This window comes from Microbulbifer agarilyticus S89 (genome assembly GCF_000220505.1).
Lineage (GTDB): Bacteria > Pseudomonadota > Gammaproteobacteria > Pseudomonadales > Cellvibrionaceae > Microbulbifer > Microbulbifer agarilyticus_B.
Genome location: NZ_AFPJ01000024.1, coordinates 79,293 through 101,891, shown reverse-complemented (window position 1 = coordinate 101,891; position 22,599 = coordinate 79,293). Strand labels below are relative to the sequence as shown.

Below are 22,599 nucleotides of genomic sequence, written 5' to 3'. Positions count from 1 at the left end.
AGTCATGTAATCGAAAAGGTTACAGCGGGTCAGTATTGTGATTGTTGTTGGCTGGCGACGATCCTGCAAGGTTCAAGCGGGCAATCACCAGCGCCATAGAGAGCCATGTTAGCACCATCATTTCGGAACTGAACAGCTCGCGATGCGTATTGAGCGGAAACCATACGCACACGAGTATCAGCAGCGGGGCTACCGGCAGCAGTTCCTCCTTGCGTACCGTTGCGGACTTGGAAAAAAGCGCACGCCATACCAGTGCAATAAACAGCATCGCGATGGTGAAATACAGCAGGCTGCCAATCGCGCCGGTACCGGCGAGAACCTCGAGAACAACCTGATGGGTATAGGGCTGGAACAGGCTCGTCCCGGTCCAGCTTTCCGGCAAATACAGGCTGTAATTACCGGCACCGGTGCCAAACCAGGGGTTGGCAAGAAACTGTTGCCACGCTTGCGCCCACAGCTGCGCGCGGATTGGAATAACCGCGGCGAGACCATCGATGTCAAAGCTTTGCGGGATGGTAGCGGTAATGCGCTTGCTTACCTGGGCATCTTGCAGGATCCACCAGCCGGCCGCGCCCACTGCCGCCACAATCAGGCCTAATATCCAGGGTGCAGTGCGCAGTGCTGCGAGTAACTGCGCGCGGCTCATGTATAACCAAACCGCGCTGATCAGTACGAAGCTGACCCAGCCTGCGCGGGTATTGCCAAAAAAGGTAACGGCCAAACACAGTAAATACACCGTGCCCTGCAGCGGCAGGGACCAGCGACGTACCACTGGGGCAAATAAGACCCAGACACACAGAAATGAAATGTAGAAACCAAACTTGTCCGGATGGCTGAAGTAGCCACCGAGGCGCTCACTGCGCGGCACACCGAACAGGTCGAAGCCCACAAGGGCCTGGAACAAACCATCAATCAGCCAAAAGCCGACAATCGCAAATAAACACCACTGCAATCGATGCCAAATCTGGTCGTTGCGTGCCCAGTACAGGATCGCCATTCCTGCTAGCCACAGGACCAGCTGGAACCCCATTAATTCGAGGGGCTTGTCCGGGTGTTCGGTGCTCAATGCTGAAAGGCCAAGTGCCAGTGCCGCGCACAGGTTCATGGCGCACCAGCTGGCAGCCCCCGGCGCCCAACATTCGCGGCGCTGGCGAATCAGCAGGGTGATTGAGGCAATTGCCAGAACCAGCACCGACAGCTGGAAGGTCCGCGACCAGGGCAGTACCCAGATGGAGCTACACAGAAGCAGCGCAATTGAGGTATTGCGATCCAGAATTCTGGAGGCAAGGGAGGGGTGATTTGGGGTGGTGGAAATACTGGACATACAACGTGTCGCCTGAGTTCTTTCGGCTTTATTGGTCGACTACCCAACATTGTACGTCGCCAACCCTGTACAGGGCTATAGACCAGATCTCGCTTTCGGCGATGGCAAGAGCCCGTTGTCAGTCACTATGCAATAGGGACTGGTACAGCGACAGGGTGCTTTGCACCTGGGTTGCCAGGGTAAAGGCGTCCGACAGCTGGGGCCTCACATCGCTATTTAGCAATGCGAGGCTGGTGTCGAGTAGCTGTTTCGGCTGACCAAACTCCACCAGCCCTTGCGGGAAGCAGGCGCGGAGCGACTCGGCCGGGCCGCCCAGGTTGTAGCCGATCACCGGCGTGCCAATGGCCGCGGCCTCGATGACTGTGCGCCCGAAGGGTTCGGGTCGCTGGGAAAGGTTAAACACCAATGCAGAAGCGCGATACCAGTAGCGAATATCCGAACGTTGCCCGGTAAACGTGACCCTGGACGCGATGCCGAGCTCGCAGGCTTTTGCCTTCAGCTCGTCTGCGTAGTGCTCTTTGTTTGGCTCGGCGCCGCCCACGATCACCCCATGGAGCTCCGTATCCTTTTCGGCCAGTTGCGCCATTAGCTCGAGAAAAGTCTGGTGCCCTTTCCAGCGTGTCAAGCGGCCTGGCATGAGCAGCCAGCGCTTGCCCCTGAGGGCCGGGAATTCATTTTCGACTGTTGTGCGCCAGTTTGGTGGAAGTGGGAGGTCTGGGTAAAACTCATCAGTATTTACCCCGCGATAAATCAGCTCCGGTGGCGACTGCAGGTAGCGGGTGTAATGCTCGCTGAGGTACTTCTGCACACATTCACTGATTGCGATGACACGCTCGGCGCGCGCCATAATTGCACTGTAGCGATTGATTGAGTAGAGGCCGTGCGCAGTGCTGACCAGACGCGGGCGAGAACCCCGCGGTAACTTCCGCCACGCCAGGTAGGTCAGCCATGCGGGCATGCGTGAGCGCACGTGCAAAATATCTGGCCGTAATGCCTCGATCTGTGCGCGCAGTGGGCGAACCTGGCGCAAACTGGACAGGGATTTTTTATGGATTGGCAGCGCAATATGCCGGCTCCCTTCCTGCTCCAGCTGTTCGACCAGTCTCCCGCCGTTTGAAATGACAATGGATTCGTGCCCGGCTTCGATGAGTGCCCGGGCCAGATCGAGTGTGCCCCTCTCCACGCCGCCAGAATTGAGTGCGGGCAATAACTGTACGACTTTCAAGAGCGGCTCCTGATCATGGGGTTCGTTGCGGACGGGGCGGCGTCCGTGCACGGAGGATGTCCCGGCGTATGTTGCACCAGCATGGCGCGAGAATGGGGTAGAATAGTGCCTCAACAGGCGGGATTCCATGCTCGCAGTTGCCGAATTCCACTAATACGAAGACTGGTTAGCAAAACCTGATATTGATTTGATGCGCCAACTGTACACCTGGTTTTTTCGACTCACTCTGCCGTTGATGCTGTTGCACCTGTGGTGGCGGGGGCGCGCCGACCCCGCGTATCGCAAGCGCTGGAGTGAGCGTTTTGGCCTGGTGCCCTCGCGTCCCGGGGCGCGCCGGCGCTGGCGCGAGCGATTTGGTTTGGTACCGGACCGGGCCAGTCGCGCCCCCTTGATCTGGATCCACTCGGTTTCCGTGGGAGAGACCTTGGCCGCGATTCCATTGATCAAGGAATTGGCCGCGCGCCACCATCAGTGGCAATGGTTGGTGACCACCACCACGCCCACCGGGTCACAGCGGGTACACGATGCCCTGGAACCCATTCTCAATGGTCGATTGCTGCACTATTACCTGCCGTTCGATTTGCCCGAGTGCCTCTCGCCATTCCTGGATGCATTGCGGCCCAATGTACTGGTGAGCATGGAAACTGAGTTGTGGCCGAATATGTTGGCGCTGTGCGACAAGCGCAAGATACCCGTGGCACTGGTGAATGGCCGGCTGAGCGAGAAGTCGGCGAAAGGGTACCGGCGTTTTCCGCGTTTGAGCCAGGAAATGATGAGCCATATCACCCGGGTACTGGCGCAGTACCCTGCCGATGCATACCGCTTTGCTGAGCTGGGGGTGGAGCCCGAGCGGGTGTCTGCGGTGGGCAATATCAAGTTTGATTTGCACATCGGCTCCGGTTTAGCCAGCGAGGCCCTTGCGATCTCCCATCAGTGGGGGCATGCCAGCCGTCAGCTCAATGACGCAGGGCAAAGCGGGGGACGTCCGGTTTGGCTGGCCGCCAGCACGCACGCCGGTGAGGACGAGGTGGTGCTGGATGCATACCAGCAACTGCGCGCGAGCTTCCCGGATTTGCTACTGGTTTTGGTGCCGCGACACCCCGTCCGCTTTGACAGTGTGGCGCGCATGTGTCGCGAGCGCGGCCTGCGTACCGTGCGCCGCAGTGATGGTGTTGTGCCCACATTGTCCGACCAGGTACTACTGGGCGATACCATGGGGGAGCTACTGCGTTTTTATGGCGCGTGTGATGTGGCTTTTGTGGGTGGCAGCCTGGTGTCCGTGGGTGGGCACAATATGATCGAACCGGCCGCCTGGGGTGTGCCGGTGGTGTGCGGCCCTCACCTGCACAACTTTAGCGTGGTCTCCGATCTGCTGAAGGAAGTTGGTGGTCTCAAAATCGTTGATGATGCCGGGCAGCTGGCGGCACAGGTAGCGAGCTGGCTGAGCGATCCGGCAGGTCGCATCGAAGCGGGTGCCCGCGCGCGGGAAGTGGCAGCGCAAAATAGTGGTGCACTGGAGCGCACCGTCGAGGCGGTAGAGTCTCTGATGCGCATGAAAAAGCGCCGATCAAATTGAGCACAAAAGAAAAAGGCCGGATGGTTCCCCATCCGGCCTTTTTTTGTGCCCAGTATTTCTACAGGTCGTCAGTGCTTGTCGGTCGCCTGTCGCACGCTGCTGCGAATCTGCGTGTTCAGCTTGCTGCCGGTATAGCGGCCCTTGCTGATATGTCGAATGCGGTATACCGAGGGGATAGCCAGCGGGGTGCCCTGGGTACCCAGTAGCCAGCGGAAGGCGCGGTCTTCATGGGCCTTGCACCAGCGCTCGGCCGGCTTCTGGTAGTAGCTGAGTGCATTGCAGTAGCCGCCGGCGCGTGCCATATCCCCATGGGCAATCTGCAGGGGGCCGGTGGCGCGGTCGCGGGTTTGCTCCACAAACCGGGAGTCGTCGATGTCCGCCAGCTGCACGTCGTTGGGATCGAAGTTCAGCATGGGGTCGTCGTCTTCCAGCAGCGAGGTAATACGCTCGCGCTCGGGGAACACCAAACTGTCGGTGCGGCCCTGCAGCAGTTCTGCCAGCCGGTCCAGGCAATTTTCCCGGAACATCAGGTCGCAATCGGTAAACCAGATCCAGTCCGCTTTGGTGGCGAGTGCGGCCTGGTTGCGGCCGATGGCGCGGCGGTACAGGGATTCCTTGGGCAGCTCGCACCAGTTCCAGGTAATACCCGGGATCTGTTGTTTACCGAAGAAATCCAGCACCGCTGCAGTGCGGGTATCTTCACTGTTGTAGTACACGGTCATGGTTACCGTGGCCTTGGTCGGCGGAAACAGCACCAGTGAACTCAACTGATAAATCAGGAAGTGAGAGTACTGCCAGCAATGGCTGACAATTTCGATATCCAGTACTCCGGTGCGTGCGGCGCGCGCATTTTTTTCCGGCAGGGGTTTCTGGAACAGGGACGGCGGCACCAGGCCGCTGGCGGCCAGGCGCAGGAAGCGGCTAACGATGGGGTCGGACCAGTGTTTCTTAACTTGCGATGCACTCATGGGTGTTTTCAACGGTAAATAAATCAAATAGTGGTGTTGCCGCAGGTCATTCCGGGCGGTAGCCGGATTCGGTGAGCTGGCGAATACCCTGGGGCGTTTCAATGATGCCCTCCCTGGCCACGCGCAAGCGCAGGGCCTTGTTGCGCGCGACGATCTCCGGGTCCGCGTAGCCGCGGGGGTGATCCAGGTGGATACAGACCGCATCAAAGCGTACGTGACGCGGCTTGATGCCGGCGTTCTCCAGGCGCACGCCAAACTCCCGGTCCAGGCCGCCCCAGGCCATACGCTCGTCAAACCCATTTACCTTGAGGATATCTTCTCGCCACGCGGAAGCATTCGAGCCTTTCAGGTTACAGGCGGTTGGAGTTAGCCGGTTGAGTAGCGGCGCCCAGCGGCGCGTTGCCCTGAGTTTGAGGGTTTTGCGCCGGTGCTTGAGACCGTTGGCGCGCAGCCACTGGTAGTCGAAGCAACGACCGGATTCGATATCGTCCCGGGTGATGGCCTCACTGGTGCTCATGGGTAGCTTGAAGTAGCTGCCGGACAGGAAGTAGCCGGGTTCGGCGCGGTCCTGGTGTACCGCGAGGAAGTCATTGCGCGGGATGCAATCGCCGTCGGTGAACACGACATAATCACCGCGGGCGCTGAGGATCGCCTTGTTGAGGATACGGCACTTGCGGAAACCGTCGTCCCGTTGCCAGATGTGCCGGATAGTCAGGTCGGTATCTTTCCGCACCCGCGCAATCAGCTCGGTGGTTTGCGGGGTGGAACCGTCGTCGGCAACAATGACCTCGTATGGTTGCACGCTCTGGCAACTATAGCCCCACAGTACTTTCTCCAGCCACTCGGGGGAGTTATACGTGGTCATGATGACGGACAGGTTCATGGAGTCTCCACAGAAAACGGCAAATAGTGTGTGAATTGTATAGAAAAGCGCTTGTTTCGGGCTGCTCCGAAGGGCTCTGACACTGGATCTTCAACATGGAGAGACCGGGGTGCCGCGGTCGGTGAGAGCCAAGCGCGTGACCACTGGGACTCCATACCGGGGCTTCACAGAGGCTGCACGGAGCCGGGTCCTTGGCTTAAAAATCGGCAATTCTAAGGACTCGGGACGAGATTTGCACTCTGGAATGTTGAAAGTCTGAAGTCTCACACACTTATTACTGGCGCGCAGCTTCAGCTTAGCGATTGCGGACAGAGGCTGGTACTCTAGCGCGATGCGACAGGTTCAGGTCGCAGTTGCAGATGATTCCCAGGGAATATCAGGGGCAGAAGGATGCATATCTTCGTATTTTCTTACAATCGCGGCGCCCAGCTGGAGAACTGTATTCGCTCCATTGAGGCCTGCGCACCCCAGTGCCGACTCACCATTATTGACGATGGCAGCGATGACCCAGCCACGCGTGCGGTGCTGCAGGGGGCGGCGGAGCGCCATCAGGTGATTGACCGCTCGGCCGAGTCTGGGCACAAGCTGGGCGGCCTCTATGCCAATATGCAGGCAGCCTATGAAATGGCCAGCGATGACGAGCTGATGTGCTTCCTGCAGGATGACACACAGATGGTCAGGGATCTGGGGCAGGCGGATATCGACGCGCTGCGGGCCAGCTTTGCCGAGCAGCCGGACCTGGGCTTTGTTTCCCCCGCATTCGTGCGCGGCATTTCTCTGCGAAAAAAAGCAGACCGGGATTTTCGTTTCGATGCGGAGCGCAACTTCTGGTTCTGGTATCCGCGCAAGCGTTCCACGGGGACCTGGTTCTCCGCGTTATTAATTGCCGACCCCAAGCGCCTGCGTGAACACAATTGGCAGTTTGCTGTGGGTGAGTCGGTCAACAATCGCCACGCAGCCAAAATATTCTGCCGTATGGCCCGCATGCGGGTTCCGTTTGCCATGTGGCTGCCAAACGGTGGCGCATATCGTGGCAAGCAGAAATCCTTCGCCTTGCGTTTCGGCGAGTGGGTGCGCAACTGCGGCTTGTATCCACTGCAAGTAATGTCCGCTGAGGAAGTGGATAGCCTCGCCCAATCCTCCCCGGTGCGCCTGCCGGTGGCTGAAGAGTTTCTCAAAACCGATAAGAAGGTGAAGCAGCCGTGGGCTTATGATCCGATGCAGGGTGCTGGTTGGCTGAAACTGCTGGACCGAATTGAGCGCAAAGTGCGAAAAATATTTGCCTGATCGGACCTGTATAGGGATAAACGCACTGGGGTACTGGCAGCGCAACCGGTAGAATGCGCAAAACATCGTTATGTTGTGCCCCTGGTAGCGCCAGCGGGCACGTTTAGGGAGTCCCCCGTGGGGTATCAGCAATTCACGCACAAGCGCGCCACCGTCATTTATGACGACGAGGTGCTTGATGCCGACTGTGAAAAACTGTTTCGGTCTGACTGGCTCGCGGCCAATTGTGGCAGCGCGCAGGTGGAGCGCGGCAAGGCGGTGATGTTCTCCCATGCTGGCCACGACCTGGTGTTCAAGCAATATCACCGCGGCGGGCTGGCCGGGCGCGTGGTGGAAAAGTCCTACCTGTATAGCCGTCTGCACAATACCCGGGTGTGGCGCGAGTTCCATATGCTGCGTGAGATGCGTGACCTGGGGCTGCCGGTGCCGCGCCCTGTCGCCGCACGCTGTGTGAGCGTGCCGCCACTGGCCTATCGCGGCGCGCTGATTACCGAGCGAGTGCCAGACTCCGCAACGTTGGCCCAAGTGCTGTGTAAAGCGCCGATGGAAGCATCGTTGTGGCAAGCACTGGGGCAGCAAATCGCACACTTTCACCAGCAGAACGTGTATCACGCGGATCTCAACGCCCACAATATCCTGCTGTCTGGTGCGGATGGTGGTGGGGATGGTAGCGGGGATGGAAAGAAGCCGCGCTGGTATCTGATCGATTTTGATAAGGGGGCGATTCGCAGCCCACTTTCGCGGCAGGATGCGGAGGGGAATGTGGCGCGCCTGCGACGCTCGCTGGACAAGGAGCTGGGGCGACTGCCCGGGTTCCAGTTCCGCGAGCAAGACTGGCAGGCGTTGCAAGATGCTTACCGCACCGCCCGCGCCGAGCAAGGTCAGAATGAATAGTGCAGGCTGACGGCGCTTGTCCGCTTGACTGTTTAAGGGAAAATCCCGCTGTGGGTATTCACTCCCCGCAGTCAGCCTAACGGTTAAACCGCGTAGTAATCCCGGTACCAATCCACGAATCGCTGTACGCCATCCACCACGCTGGTGTCCGGGCGATAGCCCACCGCCTGTTCCAGTTTGCCGGTGTCCGCATGGGTATCCGGAATATCGCCGGGCTGCATCGGCAGCATTTCGCGAATCGCCTTTTTCCCCAGTGCTTGTTCCAGCGCATCGATATAGTCGGACAGCTGCGCGGGATTGCCGTTGCCGATATTGAATACGCGGAAGGGAGCGTTGCTGGTGGCTGGCTCCGGCTGTGCGCTGGACCAGTTTGTATCGGGCGCCGCAACCTGATCACTCGACTTGATAACACCCTGCACGATGTCGTCGATATAGGTGAAGTCACGGGTGTGGTGGCCGTGGTTAAACACCGGAATCGGCTTGCCTTCGAGGATCAGGCGGGTGAATTTGAACAGCGCCATGTCCGGGCGCCCCCAGGGGCCGTATACGGTAAAGAAGCGCAGACCGGTGGTGGGCAGGCGGAACAGGTGGCTGTAGCTGTGCGCCATCAGTTCGTTGGCGCGTTTGGTGGCGGCGTAAAACTGCAGCGGGTGGTCCACGCCGTGATCTTCGCTAAACGGCATGGTGGTATTGCCGCCGTAAACGCTGCTGGTGCTGGCGTAGCTCAGGTGCGGAGTCTTGGCCTGGCGACAGACCTCCAACAGGTTGGAGAAGCCCACCAGATTGCTCTCTACGTAGGACTCCGGGTGCTCGATGGAGTGGCGCACCCCGGCCTGGGCCGCCAGGTGGATTACCCGATCGAACTCGTGCTCGCTAAAGATGGCATCCAGCGCCGCGCGGTCGGCAATATTGGCGCGCTCGAACTGATACGCAACCCCGTGCTGCTGGGCGGTGCTCTGCAGCTTGCGCAGGCGAGCTTCCTTGAGGCTGGTTTCGTAGTAATCGTTGACGTTGTCGATGCCGACGACTTCATCACCGCGCGCCATCAGGGTGCGGGCAACGTGGAAACCGATAAAGCCGGCATTGCCGGTGATCAGATACTTCATGGGTGTCTAGAGCGCAGTTCAGGGTGATGTACAGGCACTTGGCTAGTGTAGTCAGTGGCTCGCAGAAGTCGGCGCATGCTGCGTGATTCGCGCGTTGCTACATTTTCCACAGGCCGAAAAAAGGCCGGCACTATAGCAGTACCGGCCTTATATTTCTGCGCGCAGTGCGCAATCTCGGAGTTCAGCGGGCCCTGGTGCGGCTTACTTGCTAAAGCCCGGGGCGCCGCTATCGAGGATGTGCGCGCGGGATACCGGCATGCTCGGGTTCAGGCTGGCATCCAGTTCCTGCAGGTCATCCGGGCCCAGCAGGCCCGCCACCAGCTTCAGGTTGAGTGTGTTCAGGATGTAGTCGTACAGCGCATTGGCGTAATCGGTCTGGGAGAGCGCCAGGGTACGCTGTGCCAGCAGCACATCCACGATGTTCCGGGTACCGACCTCATAGCCGGCCTGGGTCGCATCCAGTGCGCTTTTCGCGGAGATTACCGCCTGCTCGCGGGCTTCTACCCGGCTGGTGTCGGTGGTCACCGCGCGGTGCAGGGTGCGGGTGTTCTGGATGGTGTTGCGCTCGGTCAGGTTGCGCAGATCCTGTGCCTGGAAGGCCAGGTTGCGCGCTTCGCGACGGCTGGCGCTCAGGCGGCCGCCGGAGTAGATCGGCATTTCCAGGGTGATGGCCGCAATCTTGGTTTCGATCTCCTCGTCGACGGGGGTCTCACTGTCGAAGGGGTCGAAATCCGGGAAGCGGGTGGCGCCGGAGCTGTTGCCGTCGCGATGGAGCTTGTCGTACGCCAGCGAGCCGTACAGGGTCGGCAGGTGGTCAGCCGCTGCTGCGCGGGCATTGTAGCGTGAGGCATCGGACTGCAGGCGCGCGGCCTTCAGGGTGAAGTTGTTGGTCAGTGCGAATTCCACCCACGCAGCGCGATCCGTAGGATTGGGCGGCGCGACGGTAAAGGTGTCCTGTAACGGGGCCACGTCATCGTGGTCCTTGCCGGTCAGCACCGACAGCGCATCGAAACGGCTCAGCAGGTCATCCTGCGCGGTGAGGCGACGGGCAACAGAGCTGTCATAGGCAGAGCGGGCGTCGTAGACATCAGTGATCGCCGTAAGGCCCACCTCAAAGCGCTGCTGGGTCTGTTCCAGCTGTTTGGCCAGGGCCTCTTCCTCGGCAATGGCCGCATCCAGTACGTCGTGGGCGCGCAGTACATCGAAGTAGGCGCTGGCCACACGCAGCATCATATCCTGCTGGTCGGCGCTGAATTCAGCAGCTGCCTGCTCACTGATCACTTTGCCCTGCTTGTAGCCGAACCAGGCTGGCAGGTCGAAAAGGGCCTGGTCCAGGCGCGCACCGTAGTTAAAGCTGTCGATATCGGTATCACCAGTTGCGATACCGTTAATCAGGTCTTCCTTGGGGCACAGGCGGGTGCCATCGGGGCAGGTTTGTGCAATGGATTCGGAGTTGGTGCGGATAGTCCGATAGTCCGAGCTGGCATTGATCTGCGGCAAAAGTGCGGAGCGGCCCAGGTTTTTCGCTTCCAAGCCGGCGCGGTACGCGGCGCGGTCGGCGGCCAGTTGCGGATCGTTATCCAGGGATTGCAGGTAGATCTCCCACAGGGTATCGGCCTGCGCCTGCACGGCGCTGAGGCCGGTTCCCAGGCCCAGGATGGTCGCGGTGAGCAGGGATTTGATTGGGCGGCTCAATTTGCGAGCGATGGGCCCTTTTGCACTTCTTGTCATTACGTTTGCTTTCCTATGACAGCTGCGGTCTTCAAGTTTTCGGTGGCGTCTCGAGTGACGACTGGGTAACGCACATGTGCGGCAATGCGAGTTACCCCGCTCCACCTTCTGCGCTGAGTGTTGCTATATACGCGCAAAAATCGGATTTGGAGCCAGTCTGTTTTGTGCTCTGAAGGCGGCGCTGGCTTCGGCCGCAGTACTCTATTTTTCCTTTTGGCACGGAGTTCGAGTCTGCGGTCGCGAGAGTGTACCGTTCGCCTGCGGGAGCGTCGAGGCGACGCCTCCGGCAAATTGGTATATCTTCGTTAAACGGACGCGAATGTGCGTCCAGTGACCAAATTCGAGCTTTTCAGCGGGCTATACGTCGTTTCCGCTCCTTCTGACGCGACAATGTCGGCAGTTGGATGCAGGAGCTAGTGAAAACTCCGCGCGTCGGTGGCATACATGCTGGCCGGGGGATGGCGAGTATGGGCGATCAGTAACGGCGTGGCAGTAGGGCTTGGAAGCAAGGGCGTAAATAGGCGGGACATGGAGCAGTCTTCTCAATACCAAGAGCGGCCTGAAGTGCACCAGGTGGCCTGGAAGCGGGCCTGCCATCAGTGCGACCTGCTGCTGACGCGCTCCCATGCGCCGGTAGGGCAGCGCCTGCAGTGCCCTCGTTGTGGGGCAATGCTGCATCGCAACATGTATCGCAGTGTCGCACACACCGCGGCGTTGAGCCTGACGGGACTGTTGTTATTTATTCCCACCGCAACACTGCCACTGATCGAGTTTTCGCTGTTCTCATTTGGCGCCGAAAACACCCTGATGAACGGGGTTATGTCGCTGTTTGCCGCTGGCTATATCTGGCTCGCCTCGATTGTGTTGTTCTGCAGTGTGCTGGCGCCGTTAGGCAAGTTTTTGCTGCTGGGTTTTATCTGCTGGGGCAGCGCCTGGGTCAGTATGGCGAAACCGGTGGCAAAAGCGCTGCGCTGGTACCACCATTTGCAGGAATGGGGAATGCTCGATGTGTATATGCTGGGGATTCTAGTGGCGCTGGTGAAGATGTCGGATCTGGGGAAAATGACAATAGAGCCCGGACTCTACTGCTTTGCCGCGATGATGGTGATCTCCAGTGCGACCACCGTATCGTTTGATGCCGAAACCGTCTGGGCACGGCTTGCCCGCCGTGCCCAGATCCCGCGCAAGCCGGTAGTGGAACCCGAGGAGGGTGCCGGCGAAGATCCTGACCAGAACTCGGGGCAGGGCTCGGGGCAGGGCACCACGTGAACCGTCCCGCCCGCGCACTGTCTCATGGGTTCTGGACGTGTCTGGGCTGTCGCCAGCTAGTGCGGGTGAAGCCCAAGACCCACACCTGTTTCTGTCCCCGCTGTGGCGCGCGTATGCAGGGTCGGGTGGAGGCGAGCCTGATGTTGACCTGGGCGCTGACCATAACCGGCGCGCTGTTGTTGATCCCGGCGAATGTGCTGCCGGTGATGACAGTGATTTACCTGGGCGCAGGTGATCCCAGCACGATCATTGCCGGCGTGTTCGAGTTATACCACGCGGGTTTCTGGGGGATTGCGCTGATCGTGTTTATCGCGAGCATCGCGGTGCCGGTGATGAAACTGGTGGGGCTGGTGATTTTGTGCCTGGTGGTACAGTTGGGTCTCAACGTCCCACCACACCAGTCCATGCGGATTTACCGGGTGGTGAGCGCCATTGGCCGCTGGTCACTGCTGGACCTGTTTATGATCTCGATTCTGGTGGCGCTCGTGGATATGGGGGCTATTGCCGAGGTAGCTGCGGGGCCGGGTAGCACCGCATTTGCCACCGTGGTGATTGTTACCATGTTTGCGGTGCGCGCGTTTGATCCGCGCCTGGTATGGGATGTGTACGAGTCGAAGCAGGCAGAGTCTTCGACACAGGCGATGCCTGCGGACCAGCAGCCTTAGCCCGATAGCTGAATAGCCAATGAGCAAGTACAGGGAGTTTGGATGAGCGAATCACCGGTGGATTACGACGTCCCGCCCGCAGGGGTGGCGCGCCGCAGTCGCGGTATTTCGCTGGTATGGCTGTTGCCGTTGATTGCCGCGGCGATTGCCGTCTGGCTCCTGTACGAAGATTTCACTCAGGGCGACATCAAGGCGACCATTCTGTTTTCCAGCGGCGATGGCCTGGTCAAGGGCAAAACCGTGGTGAAGTACTCCGGGGTGGAGATCGGCGTGGTCGAGGATTTCCGCCTGGTGCCCAGCGCCAAGGAACTGGACGGGCAGGATGGTGTGATCGCCGAGGTCCGCTTTAACCACAGTGCCGCTTACCTGCTGACCCGCGGCAGCAAGTTCTGGCTGGTGAAGCCAGAGGTCTCCCTCACCGGGGTGCGCGGCCTCGAAGCACTGGTATCCGGCAACTTTATTGCTATTGAACCGGGCAGTGGTCCTGCACAGCGACACTTTGTTGCCGTCACTGAACCGCCCACTTATGTGCGCGGTGACGGGCTCCGCGTTATTCTCAAATCCCCGCGCCTCGCCTCGTTAAATCGCGGTTCACCGGTGTATTACCGCCAGCTGGAAGTGGGCAAAGTTGAAAACTACCAGCTGACCGACGATGCCAGCGAAGTGGAGATCAGCCTGTTTATCCGCCGCCCCTACGCACACCTGGTGCGCCGCGGCAGCCGCTTCTGGAACACCTCGGGGATTTCCATCCAGGGTGGTATTGGTGGTGTGAATGTGGAGCTGGAATCCCTCGCGTCGCTGATTGCCGGCGGGGTCAGCTTTTACACCCCGGACGCCCAGCGCCACTCACCAGAAGCGGTGGATGGCAACGCCTTCAAACTCTACAAAAGCTTTGCTGCGGCGGATGCCGGTATTCCAATTACTCTGAACTTTGATCGCGGCGTGAGCCTGTCGGAAGGTGCCACCGAGGTGATCTATGAGGGTATCAAGGTGGGCGAAGTCAGTCGGGTCAAGGCCAAGCCCGATATCGAGGGGATGTCGGTTGAAGTATTGATGGACCCGATCACCGATGACCTGCTCAGCGAGAACACCCGCTTCTGGCTGGCGCCGCCAACCCTGGATTTCACCTCCGGGGTCAACGACCTGCTCAAGGGCAATCGCATCGAAGTGGATCTGCGCAAGGGCAAACGTTCGGTGCGCACCTTCAGCGCCGCGGCTGAACCGCCTCAGCGGGATCCCCGCGCACCGGGGCTACACCTCACCCTGACCGCGCGCAGTACCGGCTCGCTGCAACGGGGTGCCGCGGTGTACTACCGCCAGGTGGAAGTCGGCAAGGTGCAGGGCATGTCGCTGATGCCGGACGGCTCCGGGGTCGAGGTATACATCGTGATCGACCCGCCCTACGCACATCTGGTCAACAGTGACAGCCGCTTCTGGAATGTCAGCGGGGTGCGTGCCAGCGCCAGCCTGCAGGAGGGCATTGAGGTAGAAACCGACTCACTGCTGTCCGTGGTGCGTGGCGGTATCGCCTTTGGCACTGGCCCTCACCACAGTAAAAACGCCGAGCGCGCCCGCAATGGAGACAACTTCCGCCTCTATCGCAGCCGCGACGATGCGCAGGAAGAAGGGATCAATATCTATATCGACCTCAACGGCGATGAGGGGCTGAAGGTGGGGGCGCCACTGCGCTACCGCGGGATTCAGGTGGGCGAGATTACCCGTATGCGCCTGACCCTGGAAATGGATGGTGTGCGTGCACGGGCGCGCCTGTACCGGCGCGCCGAGCGCTTCGCACGCACTGGCACCCGGGTCTGGGTGGTGGGGCCGAAACTGGGGCTCGACGGGGTGAGTAATCTGGAAACCCTGGTGACCGGCCCCTACCTCGAGCTAGAGCCGGGCACCGGCAACGACCCGCAGACCGAATTTGTTGCTATGTCCGCCAAGCCCGAGCCGGACCTGGCGGATACCATGATGATGCCCGGCTTGGCACTGATCCTGAATGCGCCGCGACGCGGCTCGCTCAAGCGCGGCAGCCCGGTGTATTACCGCCAGGTGCAGGTGGGCCAGGTCACCGGCTACCAGCTCGGGGAACTGGCAGACCGGGTTTACATCTATGTTTATATTGAGCCGCATTTCCGCACGCTGGTGCGCGAGCACTCGCGGTTCTGGAATGCCAGCGGCGTAGACGTGAATTTCGGCCTGCGGACTGGGCTCGATGTACACACCGAATCCACCCAGGCACTGCTGGCCGGTGGCATAGCCTTCGCTACCCCCAATAACCCGGAAATGGGGCGTGAGGTAGAATCTGGCAGCCACTATCCGCTGTACGGCAAACCCGAAGATGAGTGGCTGCTGTGGAGCCCCAAAATCGAGCTGTACCCGGACCTGCAAAGCAGCTTTAAATAGCCGCAGTGGCAACCTCGCACGCTGAACATGGATCCAAGCCCGGGTCTGGCAACGTATCTAAAAATGTTTGTAAGGAAGAATCGATGCGCAACACCATTTCCAACCTGTTGATCGGCTTGTCTCTGTTGGTTGGGCTCGCCGGCTGCGGCACGCCTACCAAGATTGAGCGTATCCAGCCGCAAGCAGCCCCGGTGAGTTTCCAAACGTACGCCTGGGGTACCGAAGCCCTGAGTGCCGACTCTGGCGCGCCGGCACAGCTGGTTGAGCTGGATACTGAGTTGCGCCAGGCGGTGAGTGCGCTGATGCAACGGAAAGGTTACCTCCAGGTCGCGCGGCCCGGAGATGCGCAAATGGTGGTGGACTACCAGGTTGCGGTGGTGGATGAGGAGTTCGCCAGCGACGACAAGAACGAAAGCTGGGATGCCCAGTTTGACAGCAACGCCCAGCGCGGCGTGGTGGAACTGCCAGACCGCAGCGGCGCGCCGCGCGTGACCCTGTCTGTGGGTATCGGCCCGCAAAATGGCATGCCGATTTGGGGTGGCAGTGCCACCAAGCTGATGGCGCGCCCGGAGGACAAAGGGGAGCGCCAGCGGATTCTGAACAATGCGGTCGGCGAATTGCTCAGGGACCTGCCGCCCGCGGCCTGATTAGCAATACAATCCAGCGGCTTGCGCTAGCATTTGCCCACATCCAATTCCAATAACGTTTCGGCAAGGACGCCGGTACTCTCACTGAACAATCGGGAGATGACATGGCTTCATTGCAAAAAATTCTCAAGACAGCCACTTGGGGGCTGATCGCTGCCCTGATTCTTGGGGGTTGTGCTGCCCCCAATCCGGTGGCGGTCGACTACGACCCCAATTTCAAGTTTGCCAATCTGCGCAGCTACCACCTGCTGGATACCCTCGCCAATGGCCCGGTCTCGCCATTTGAAAGCAAGCGTGCCAGCCAGGCGGTGAACGATGTGCTGAAAGGGCGCTACCAGCCCGCCGACAGCGCCGAGAGCGCAGATTTTCTGGTGCGGGTGCAGTTATTCAGTGCCGATAAAGTTGCGGTACATGAAGATCCCTTCTCCCTCTATGGCGGCTATGGCTATTTTGGCTTCGGCTGGCGCCCGCCCCTGCGCGTGCGCGAATACCGCGAGACCACGCTGATCGTGGATGTGCTGTCCCCAGAAAATGCGCCGTTGTGGCGAGGGTCCATGCCCTCAAGTGCCGGTCGACACCAGGCCCCGGAGCAGCAACTGTTCCGCCTGCGTGAAGAAGCTGGTCAGATTCTCGCGCGCTTCCCTCCTTACACGGATGTCGGGTACGACTGATCCGCATCGTGGGTATGTTTAAGGAACGCACTGAATGAGTGATAACAAGCACCTGCGCCCGCAGTTTACCCGGGGTGCAGTGGACATCGTTGAGCGTAAAAGCGCGTACAACGGCTTTTTCAAGCTGGACAAGCTGCGCCTGCGCCACCGCCTTTTTCGCGGTGGCTGGGGCAGTGAAATGGAGCGGGAGCTGTTTGTGCGCGGCGATGCCGTGGGTGTGCTGCTGTATGACCCCGCGCACCAGCTGGTGGCGTTGGCGGAACAGTTCCGGGTTGGCGCGCTGGAGCGCGAAGCGGGGCCATGGTGCCTGGAAGTGGTTGCGGGCATGGTGGAAGAGGGCGAGTCACTGGAAGACGTGGCCCGCCGCGAGTTGCAGGAGGAGGCGGGAGTCACCGCACAGGAGTTGCACTTTATCCGCAGCTACCTGCCGAGTCCTGGCGGTACCTGTGAGCGCATGCACCTGTTCTGTGCCTGCGCAGACCTGCGCAACAGCGAGGGTTTGTTTGGGTTGGCCGATGAGCACGAGGACATTCGTCTGCGGGTGTTTCCGCTGGAGACCGTGATGGCGGCGGTAGACAGTGGCGACAGTGCCATTGATAACGCGGCCAGCATCATCAGCCTGCAGTGGTTGCAGCTCAATCGGGAGCGGTTGCGCTGAGTGATGAGAATCAGCCTGCCTTTTTGGTCACAGTTGCACCGGCAGGGATCGATAGCGAATCTCTAATAGCGAGTCGTGGCGTAAGCTGCCAAGCTAGTGAATGGTCACTTTCTAGCCTGACGAAACGATGGCTGCGAGGCGCACTGGTGGCGCCTTGAGTGGTTTTTGCCCAGGCCGATGGTGAGTTAGCTGTAATTTACCTTTGTCGCAGACAAATTGAGAGCTAAGTCACGGCGTGAACACAACAGGAGTGTCGATAATGGCAGTACCGGCAGATACGGGCCGATCGCAAACCTTGGCGCCGGGGGGCAAGTCCCGTGGTGCGGAAGCAGGGGGTGGACGGGCGCGCTATTGCGTAGATCTGACCACCTACCACGCAGACTGTGACGCGAACTACCTGCGCCTGTGCAAGTTGATGCCGGAGCTCGCGACCAATCAAAACTGGCGCTACCAGATGCCCCAGGGAACCCTGGAAATGGCGGTGCTGGAGCGTAGCCGCTACACCACCGAAGTCTGCCTGCGCGCCTCGAATGTGGCGCCGGGCGATCGAGCTGGCGGGGCTAAAGGAGCTAAAGGAGCTAAAGGTGCTACAGGTACGGAAGGCTCTGGCTGGTTAACTCCGCCCCCGATTACCGTGCGCTTGTATCACGATGCGCGCATGGCGGAAGTGGTCGCGGTAAATGGACAAGGGCCGGTTGGGGGTGATGGATTGAACTTCCGTTATCCCAATCCGGCCATGCATAACGAAGATGAACGCCAACAGGTCAACCGCTATTTAAGTGAATGGTTGGCCCACTGCCTGGCAAATGCCCGTGCGGAATTTACGCTGCCAGCGGGTATTAACGGCAAGTCCGAGTAAGCAGGGCTGCCGTATAGCAAAAGGAATAGCCGGCACACACGGACGTATTGGCAAGGTGAGAAAGTGAGTAACCATCCAGAAACAGCAGTACATCGACTGATCCAGATTACCGACCCCCATATTGGCGGCCGGCCTGACTATCAGTTGCTCGGTCTGGATACCGGCCACACCCTGGACGAGGTGCTCTCGGTTCTTGAGGGCGGTGCCGTGCCGCCTGAAGTGATGGTGGTGACCGGCGATGTGTCCGCCAACAGCTCCGAGGCCGCGTACCGCCGCTTTCTGCACAAGATGCAGCGGGCTACCGCACCCTGGTACTGGATCCCCGGCAACCACGACAACCCGCAGCGCATGGACCAACTGGCACCTCAGCGCCGTCCGGAAGTCGTTGAGCTTGGCAACTGGCGTTTGCTGTTGCTCGACACCAGTGTGCCCGGGCAAATCTGTGGTGGCTTCAGTGCGGAAGAACTCGACCGTATCGAACAGCTGATTGCCAGTCACAGCGACTCCCACCTGCTGCTGATGATGCATCACCAGCCGGTACCGGTGGGAAGCCACTGGATCGATGGCCATATGCTGCGCGACGGGTGTGATGCCTTTATCGAGCTGGTGCGCAACGCGCAGAATGTGCGCGCGATCACTTGGGGGCACGTCCATCAGCAGTACGACAACCATCTCGGCAGCGTCGGCCTGCATGCAACGCCCTCCACCTCGGTACAGTTCACCCCGGGTAGCGGCCCGTTTGCGGTGGACGACCAGATGCCCGGTTACCGCTGGTTCGACCTGCATCAGGACGGCAGCTATGAAACCGGCGTGGAACGGGTGGCTATCGCCGAATACAGTGTTGATCTGGCCTCTTCGGGGTACTGATCCGGCGTTTGTGCACGCGCACAGAATATTCCCCCCTTTGCGCTTCTTAACCGCGCGTTGATGACTACACCGCCGGCTGTCTATTATAAAATGGCACCTGAATTCGCGGTTTGGTGGTACCGGATTCGCGCGGTGAAGCTGCTGGTCTGCCTCTGGTGACGAGCGGTGGGCACTGCAACCCCAACACATTCATCAGGAAGTGAGGTCACCATGCAGAAACGTTCTCCCTACACTCTCTCCCTGTTGGCTGCCGCGGTATTGGTTGCCGGTTGTGTGCAAACCCCGGTTGCGTCACCGTCCGATGAGCAGGACGGCCTTGTCCCACGCAAAACCGGCCTCGATAGTGTCAGTGCGGCGTTTGCCTTCGATCTGAGCGGTGCCAAGGTTTACCTGGAGCCGGTTGCGGTGGAGTACACCAGGCGCTCCCCATCTGCAGGTTCTCCGCTGCGCCCAAAGGACTACGAGCTGCGCAATAAAGATTTGGTCAAGTTGCAGGCATTGCTGGGCGAAACCCTGAGCGAGCGCTTCCTACAGCCTCGCCAGAGTGAGCTGGTTGCCGACCGTGCCGAAGCCGATTATGTGATGCAGCTGGACCTGAGCCGCTTCGCCCTTGGTGCACCCATCGACCCGATGGTATCGCCATGGCGCAGTTACACTACCCAGAGTGCGCACGGTGTGCTGTCCGGCGAGTTGACCGATACGAATGGCAACCCAGTGATGCGTTTTAGTGATCGCCGGGACATCGGCGAGAACTTTGGCAGCCTCGGCCCGCATGGGCGCCTTGAGCGCTTTAACAACGTGACCTTCTGGAGCGACATGCGCGTGGACCTGCGTCGTGCCTTTGCCAGCCTGAACGAGTCCCTGCGCTGAGGCATCTGATGACTGCCGCCGGTGCATCTGCCGGCGGCATCGTTATAATCCCCCGCATGTCGCAATCTGATACTCAATCCAGCCAAGATCGCCCGCTGCTTATATACCTGCACGGGTTCCTGTCTTCACCGCAGTCGTTCAAATGTCAGCAGCTGAAACAGTGGCTGCAGGCTAACCGTCCGGAAATCGTGTTCTACGCGCCGTTGATTTCGCCCTATCCGGACCAGGCCGCGGCTGCGCTCGGCAAGGCCGTGGCAGATTTCACTGCGCAACATCGGGGCCCAATTGGTCTTGTGGGTAGTTCCATGGGCGGTTTCTGGAGCACCTGGCTGGCAGAACAGCACAGGTTGCCGGCGGTGGTGGTAAACCCCGCGGTGACACCATCGCGCTTTATGCCGGACTATGTCGGCCAGGACCTGAAGCCGTATAGCGGTGAGGACTTCACCTATCGGTTGCGGCGGCAAGATGTGGATAATATGCAGCGCCTGGAGGCGCAAATTCCCGCTACCTTGGGCGGGCGTTACTGGTTGCTTGCGCAGCGCGGTGACGAGACACTGGACTGCGCCGAGGCCGAGCAGTTTTACCTGGGCCAGCGCCAGACGGTCGAGGGTCAGGGCGATCACAGTTTTCAGGGATTTGATCGTTATATGGCTCCGCTGGTAGATTTCCTGTTTGCAGATCGCTGACGACATTTTTTTGAACCTGTAACAAAACCCATAACAACACCCAAGCAGTAGGCGCCGGCCACGGCGAACAGAATCTATGGCCAATTACTCCGCAGAAGATATCGAGGTATTGACGGGACTCGACCCGGTGAAAAAGCGCCCGGGGATGTATACCGAAACCACCCGTCCCAACCACCTCGCCCAGGAAGTGATCGACAACAGTGTCGATGAAGCCCTCGCCGGGCATGCGAAAAAAATTGAAGTGGTGTTGCACAAGGACCACTCCATCTCCGTGAGTGATGATGGCCGCGGTATGCCCGTGGATATCCACCCGGAGCAGGGGCGCCCAGGTGTGGAGGTGATCCTGTCGACGCTGCACGCCGGTGGTAAATTCTCCAACAACAACTACCAGTTCTCTGGCGGCCTGCACGGCGTGGGTGTGTCCGTGGTAAATGCGCTGTCCAAGGTGCTGGAAGTTACCATCCAGCGCGATGGCAAGATTCACCGCATTGGCTTCCAGGACGGTGACAAAGCCTCTGATTTGGAAGTGGTGGGCGAGTGCGGTAAACGCACCACCGGCACCAGCGTGCGTTTCCTGCCGGACCCCAAGTATTTTGATTCTTTCAAGTTCTCGGTACCGCGCCTGCGCCATCTGCTGCGCGCCAAAGCGGTACTTTGCCCCGGTCTCAGCGTTACCTTCATCAATGAACAGGATGGCGAGTCCGACCAGTGGTTTTATGAGGATGGCCTCAAGGATTACCTGGCTGCGGCAAACCAGGGCTGGGAAGTACTGCCGGCAGAGCCGTTCGTAGGCAACTTCGCCGCGGAAACCGAAGCGGCCGATTGGGCAGTGCAGTGGCTGCCGGAAGGCGGCGAGGTAACCGCCGAATCCTATGTGAACCTGATTCCAACCGCGCAGGGTGGTACCCACGTAAATGGCCTGCGTGCAGGCCTGCTGGATGCCATGCGCGAGTACTGCGAAATCCGCAACCTGTTACCCCGCGGGGTAAAACTGGGCCCGGAAGATATCTGGAACCAGTGTTCTTACGTGCTTTCTGCCAAGCTGGCCGACCCGCAGTTTTCCGGGCAGACCAAGGAGCGCCTGAGTTCCCGTGAAGCCACCGCATTTATCTCCGGGGTGGCCAAAGATGCGTTTGGCCTGTGGCTGAACCAGCACACCGAAGACGGCGACAAGCTCGCCGAGCTGTGCATTAGCAATGCACAGAAACGTTTGCGCTCGGCGAAAAAAGTCGCGCGCAAGAAAGTGACTTCGGGCCCTGCACTGCCGGGCAAGCTCGCCGATTGTTCCAGCGGCGACACCAGTCGCTCCGAACTTTTCCTGGTAGAGGGTGACTCTGCGGGTGGTTCCGCCAAGCAGGCGCGGGATCGCGAGTTCCAGGCGATCATGCCGCTGCGCGGTAAGATCCTGAATACCTGGGAGGTAGACTCCAGTGAAATCCTCGCCAGCCAGGAAGTGCACGATATCGCCGTGGCTCTCGGGGTGGACCCGGGTAGCGATAACCTCGAGGGTTTGCGCTACAACAAAATCTGTATCCTCGCCGATGCGGACTCCGACGGCCTGCACATTGCCACCCTGTTGTGTGCGCTGTTCCTGCGCCACTTCCGCCCGCTGATTACTGCCGGCCATGTGTACGTGGCGATGCCACCACTGTTCCGTATCGATATCGGCAAGGACGTCTACTACGCGCTGGATGATGCCGAGCGCCAGGGCATTCTCGACCGCATTGCCGCAGAGAAAAAGAAAGGCAAGATCCAGGTAACACGATTCAAGGGCTTGGGTGAGATGAACCCGCTGCAGCTGCGCGAAACCACCATGGACCCGAATACCCGTCGACTGGTGCAGCTGTTTATTGAGCCCGGCGATGACAGCAACCAGTTGCTGGATATGCTGCTGGCGAAAAAGCGTGCGAGCGATCGCAAACAGTGGCTGGAAAGCAAAGGCAATCTTGCCGAAGTCGGCTAAGTTGCTTAAAAACGTTACTTGAGAGAATTTTTCGAAAACGTTAC

20 protein-coding genes are annotated in these 22,599 nt (G+C 59.7%); 14 read left to right on the top strand and 6 right to left on the bottom strand.

Features of this window, described 5'->3' with window-relative positions; translation table 11 throughout:
• Positions 1-19: 19 nt before the first annotated feature.
• Together AS89_RS0107015 and AS89_RS0107010 are read right to left on the bottom strand one after the other, a co-directional pair.
• A complete protein-coding gene (locus AS89_RS0107015; protein ID WP_010131775.1) occupies positions 20-1,324 on the bottom strand; it encodes an O-antigen ligase family protein in 1,305 nt (434 codons plus the stop codon).
• 118 nt (positions 1,325-1,442) lie between these two features.
• Positions 1,443-2,549, bottom strand: a complete 1,107-nt coding sequence (locus tag AS89_RS0107010) for a glycosyltransferase family 4 protein (RefSeq protein ID WP_010131774.1) — start codon at positions 2,547-2,549, stop codon at positions 1,443-1,445.
• 190 nt (positions 2,550-2,739) lie between these two features.
• On the opposite strand from AS89_RS0107010, the gene waaA reads away from it, so the two are divergent.
• Positions 2,740-4,125 carry a lipid IV(A) 3-deoxy-D-manno-octulosonic acid transferase gene (waaA, locus tag AS89_RS0107005; protein ID WP_010131773.1) on the top strand — a complete coding sequence of 462 codons (1,386 nt, stop codon included), beginning with the start codon at positions 2,740-2,742 and terminating at the stop codon, positions 4,123-4,125.
• A 68-nt stretch (positions 4,126-4,193) separates the two neighbouring features.
• Here waaA and AS89_RS0107000 read toward each other — a convergent pair whose 3' ends face one another.
• Positions 4,194-5,093, bottom strand: coding sequence for a glycosyltransferase family A protein (locus tag AS89_RS0107000; RefSeq protein WP_010131772.1), 900 nt, complete (start codon positions 5,091-5,093; stop codon positions 4,194-4,196).
• A 46-nt stretch (positions 5,094-5,139) separates the two neighbouring features.
• Positions 5,140-5,976, bottom strand: a complete 837-nt coding sequence (locus AS89_RS0106995; RefSeq protein WP_010131771.1) for a glycosyltransferase family 2 protein — start codon at positions 5,974-5,976, stop codon at positions 5,140-5,142.
• A 390-nt stretch (positions 5,977-6,366) separates the two neighbouring features.
• Here AS89_RS0106995 and AS89_RS0106990 point away from each other — a divergent pair, with 390 nt between their 5' ends.
• Positions 6,367-7,263, top strand: a complete 897-nt coding sequence (locus AS89_RS0106990) for a glycosyltransferase (RefSeq protein ID WP_010131770.1) — start codon at positions 6,367-6,369, stop codon at positions 7,261-7,263.
• A 117-nt stretch (positions 7,264-7,380) separates the two neighbouring features.
• Complete coding sequence (locus AS89_RS17120) at positions 7,381-8,157, top strand: 3-deoxy-D-manno-octulosonic acid kinase (protein ID WP_010131769.1); 777 nt, start codon at positions 7,381-7,383, stop codon at positions 8,155-8,157.
• An 83-nt stretch (positions 8,158-8,240) separates the two neighbouring features.
• Here the strand turns inward: AS89_RS17120 and AS89_RS0106980 are convergent, their stop codons facing one another.
• The gene (locus AS89_RS0106980) at positions 8,241-9,263 is read right to left on the bottom strand and encodes an NAD-dependent epimerase (RefSeq protein WP_010131768.1); all 1,023 of its coding nucleotides are present in this window, start codon (positions 9,261-9,263) and stop codon (positions 8,241-8,243) included.
• A gap of 201 nt (positions 9,264-9,464) precedes the next feature.
• The gene (locus AS89_RS0106975; protein WP_010131767.1) at positions 9,465-10,994 is read right to left on the bottom strand and encodes a TolC family outer membrane protein; all 1,530 of its coding nucleotides are present in this window, start codon (positions 10,992-10,994) and stop codon (positions 9,465-9,467) included.
• 444 nt (positions 10,995-11,438) lie between these two features.
• Here AS89_RS0106975 and AS89_RS0106970 point away from each other — a divergent pair, with 444 nt between their 5' ends.
• From AS89_RS0106970 to parE, 11 genes are all read left to right on the top strand, one after another.
• Positions 11,439-12,263 (top strand): paraquat-inducible protein A, encoded by an 825-nt coding sequence (locus AS89_RS0106970; RefSeq protein ID WP_237709647.1) that lies wholly within the window; start codon positions 11,439-11,441, stop codon positions 12,261-12,263.
• A complete protein-coding gene (locus AS89_RS0106965; RefSeq protein ID WP_237709646.1) occupies positions 12,260-12,928 on the top strand; it encodes a paraquat-inducible protein A in 669 nt (222 codons plus the stop codon). Before AS89_RS0106970 ends, AS89_RS0106965 begins: the two co-directional genes overlap by 4 nt.
• A gap of 42 nt (positions 12,929-12,970) precedes the next feature.
• Complete coding sequence (locus AS89_RS0106960; protein ID WP_010131763.1) at positions 12,971-15,334, top strand: PqiB family protein; 2,364 nt, start codon at positions 12,971-12,973, stop codon at positions 15,332-15,334.
• A gap of 83 nt (positions 15,335-15,417) precedes the next feature.
• Positions 15,418-15,981, top strand: coding sequence for a DUF4136 domain-containing protein (locus AS89_RS0106955; RefSeq protein ID WP_010131762.1), 564 nt, complete (start codon positions 15,418-15,420; stop codon positions 15,979-15,981).
• Between the two features lie 104 nt (positions 15,982-16,085).
• Positions 16,086-16,652: a DUF4136 domain-containing protein gene (locus AS89_RS0106950; RefSeq protein WP_010131761.1), complete on the top strand. Its 567-nt coding sequence runs from the start codon at positions 16,086-16,088 to the stop codon at positions 16,650-16,652.
• Between the two features lie 34 nt (positions 16,653-16,686).
• Positions 16,687-17,310 carry an NUDIX domain-containing protein gene (locus AS89_RS0106945; protein ID WP_010131760.1) on the top strand — a complete coding sequence of 208 codons (624 nt, stop codon included), beginning with the start codon at positions 16,687-16,689 and terminating at the stop codon, positions 17,308-17,310.
• Between the two features lie 259 nt (positions 17,311-17,569).
• Positions 17,570-18,169, top strand: coding sequence for a DUF1249 domain-containing protein (locus tag AS89_RS0106940; RefSeq protein WP_010131759.1), 600 nt, complete (start codon positions 17,570-17,572; stop codon positions 18,167-18,169).
• A gap of 63 nt (positions 18,170-18,232) precedes the next feature.
• Positions 18,233-19,036, top strand: coding sequence for a metallophosphoesterase (locus AS89_RS0106935; RefSeq protein ID WP_010131758.1), 804 nt, complete (start codon positions 18,233-18,235; stop codon positions 19,034-19,036).
• Positions 19,037-19,246: 210 nt separating this feature from the next.
• A complete protein-coding gene (locus AS89_RS0106930) occupies positions 19,247-19,906 on the top strand; it encodes a hypothetical protein (RefSeq protein WP_010131757.1) in 660 nt (219 codons plus the stop codon).
• A gap of 8 nt (positions 19,907-19,914) precedes the next feature.
• A complete protein-coding gene (locus tag AS89_RS0106925; RefSeq protein WP_010131755.1) occupies positions 19,915-20,592 on the top strand; it encodes a YqiA/YcfP family alpha/beta fold hydrolase in 678 nt (225 codons plus the stop codon).
• Between the two features lie 76 nt (positions 20,593-20,668).
• Positions 20,669-22,555: a DNA topoisomerase IV subunit B gene (parE, locus tag AS89_RS0106920; RefSeq protein ID WP_010131754.1), complete on the top strand. Its 1,887-nt coding sequence runs from the start codon at positions 20,669-20,671 to the stop codon at positions 22,553-22,555.
• Positions 22,556-22,599: the final 44 nt, after the last annotated feature.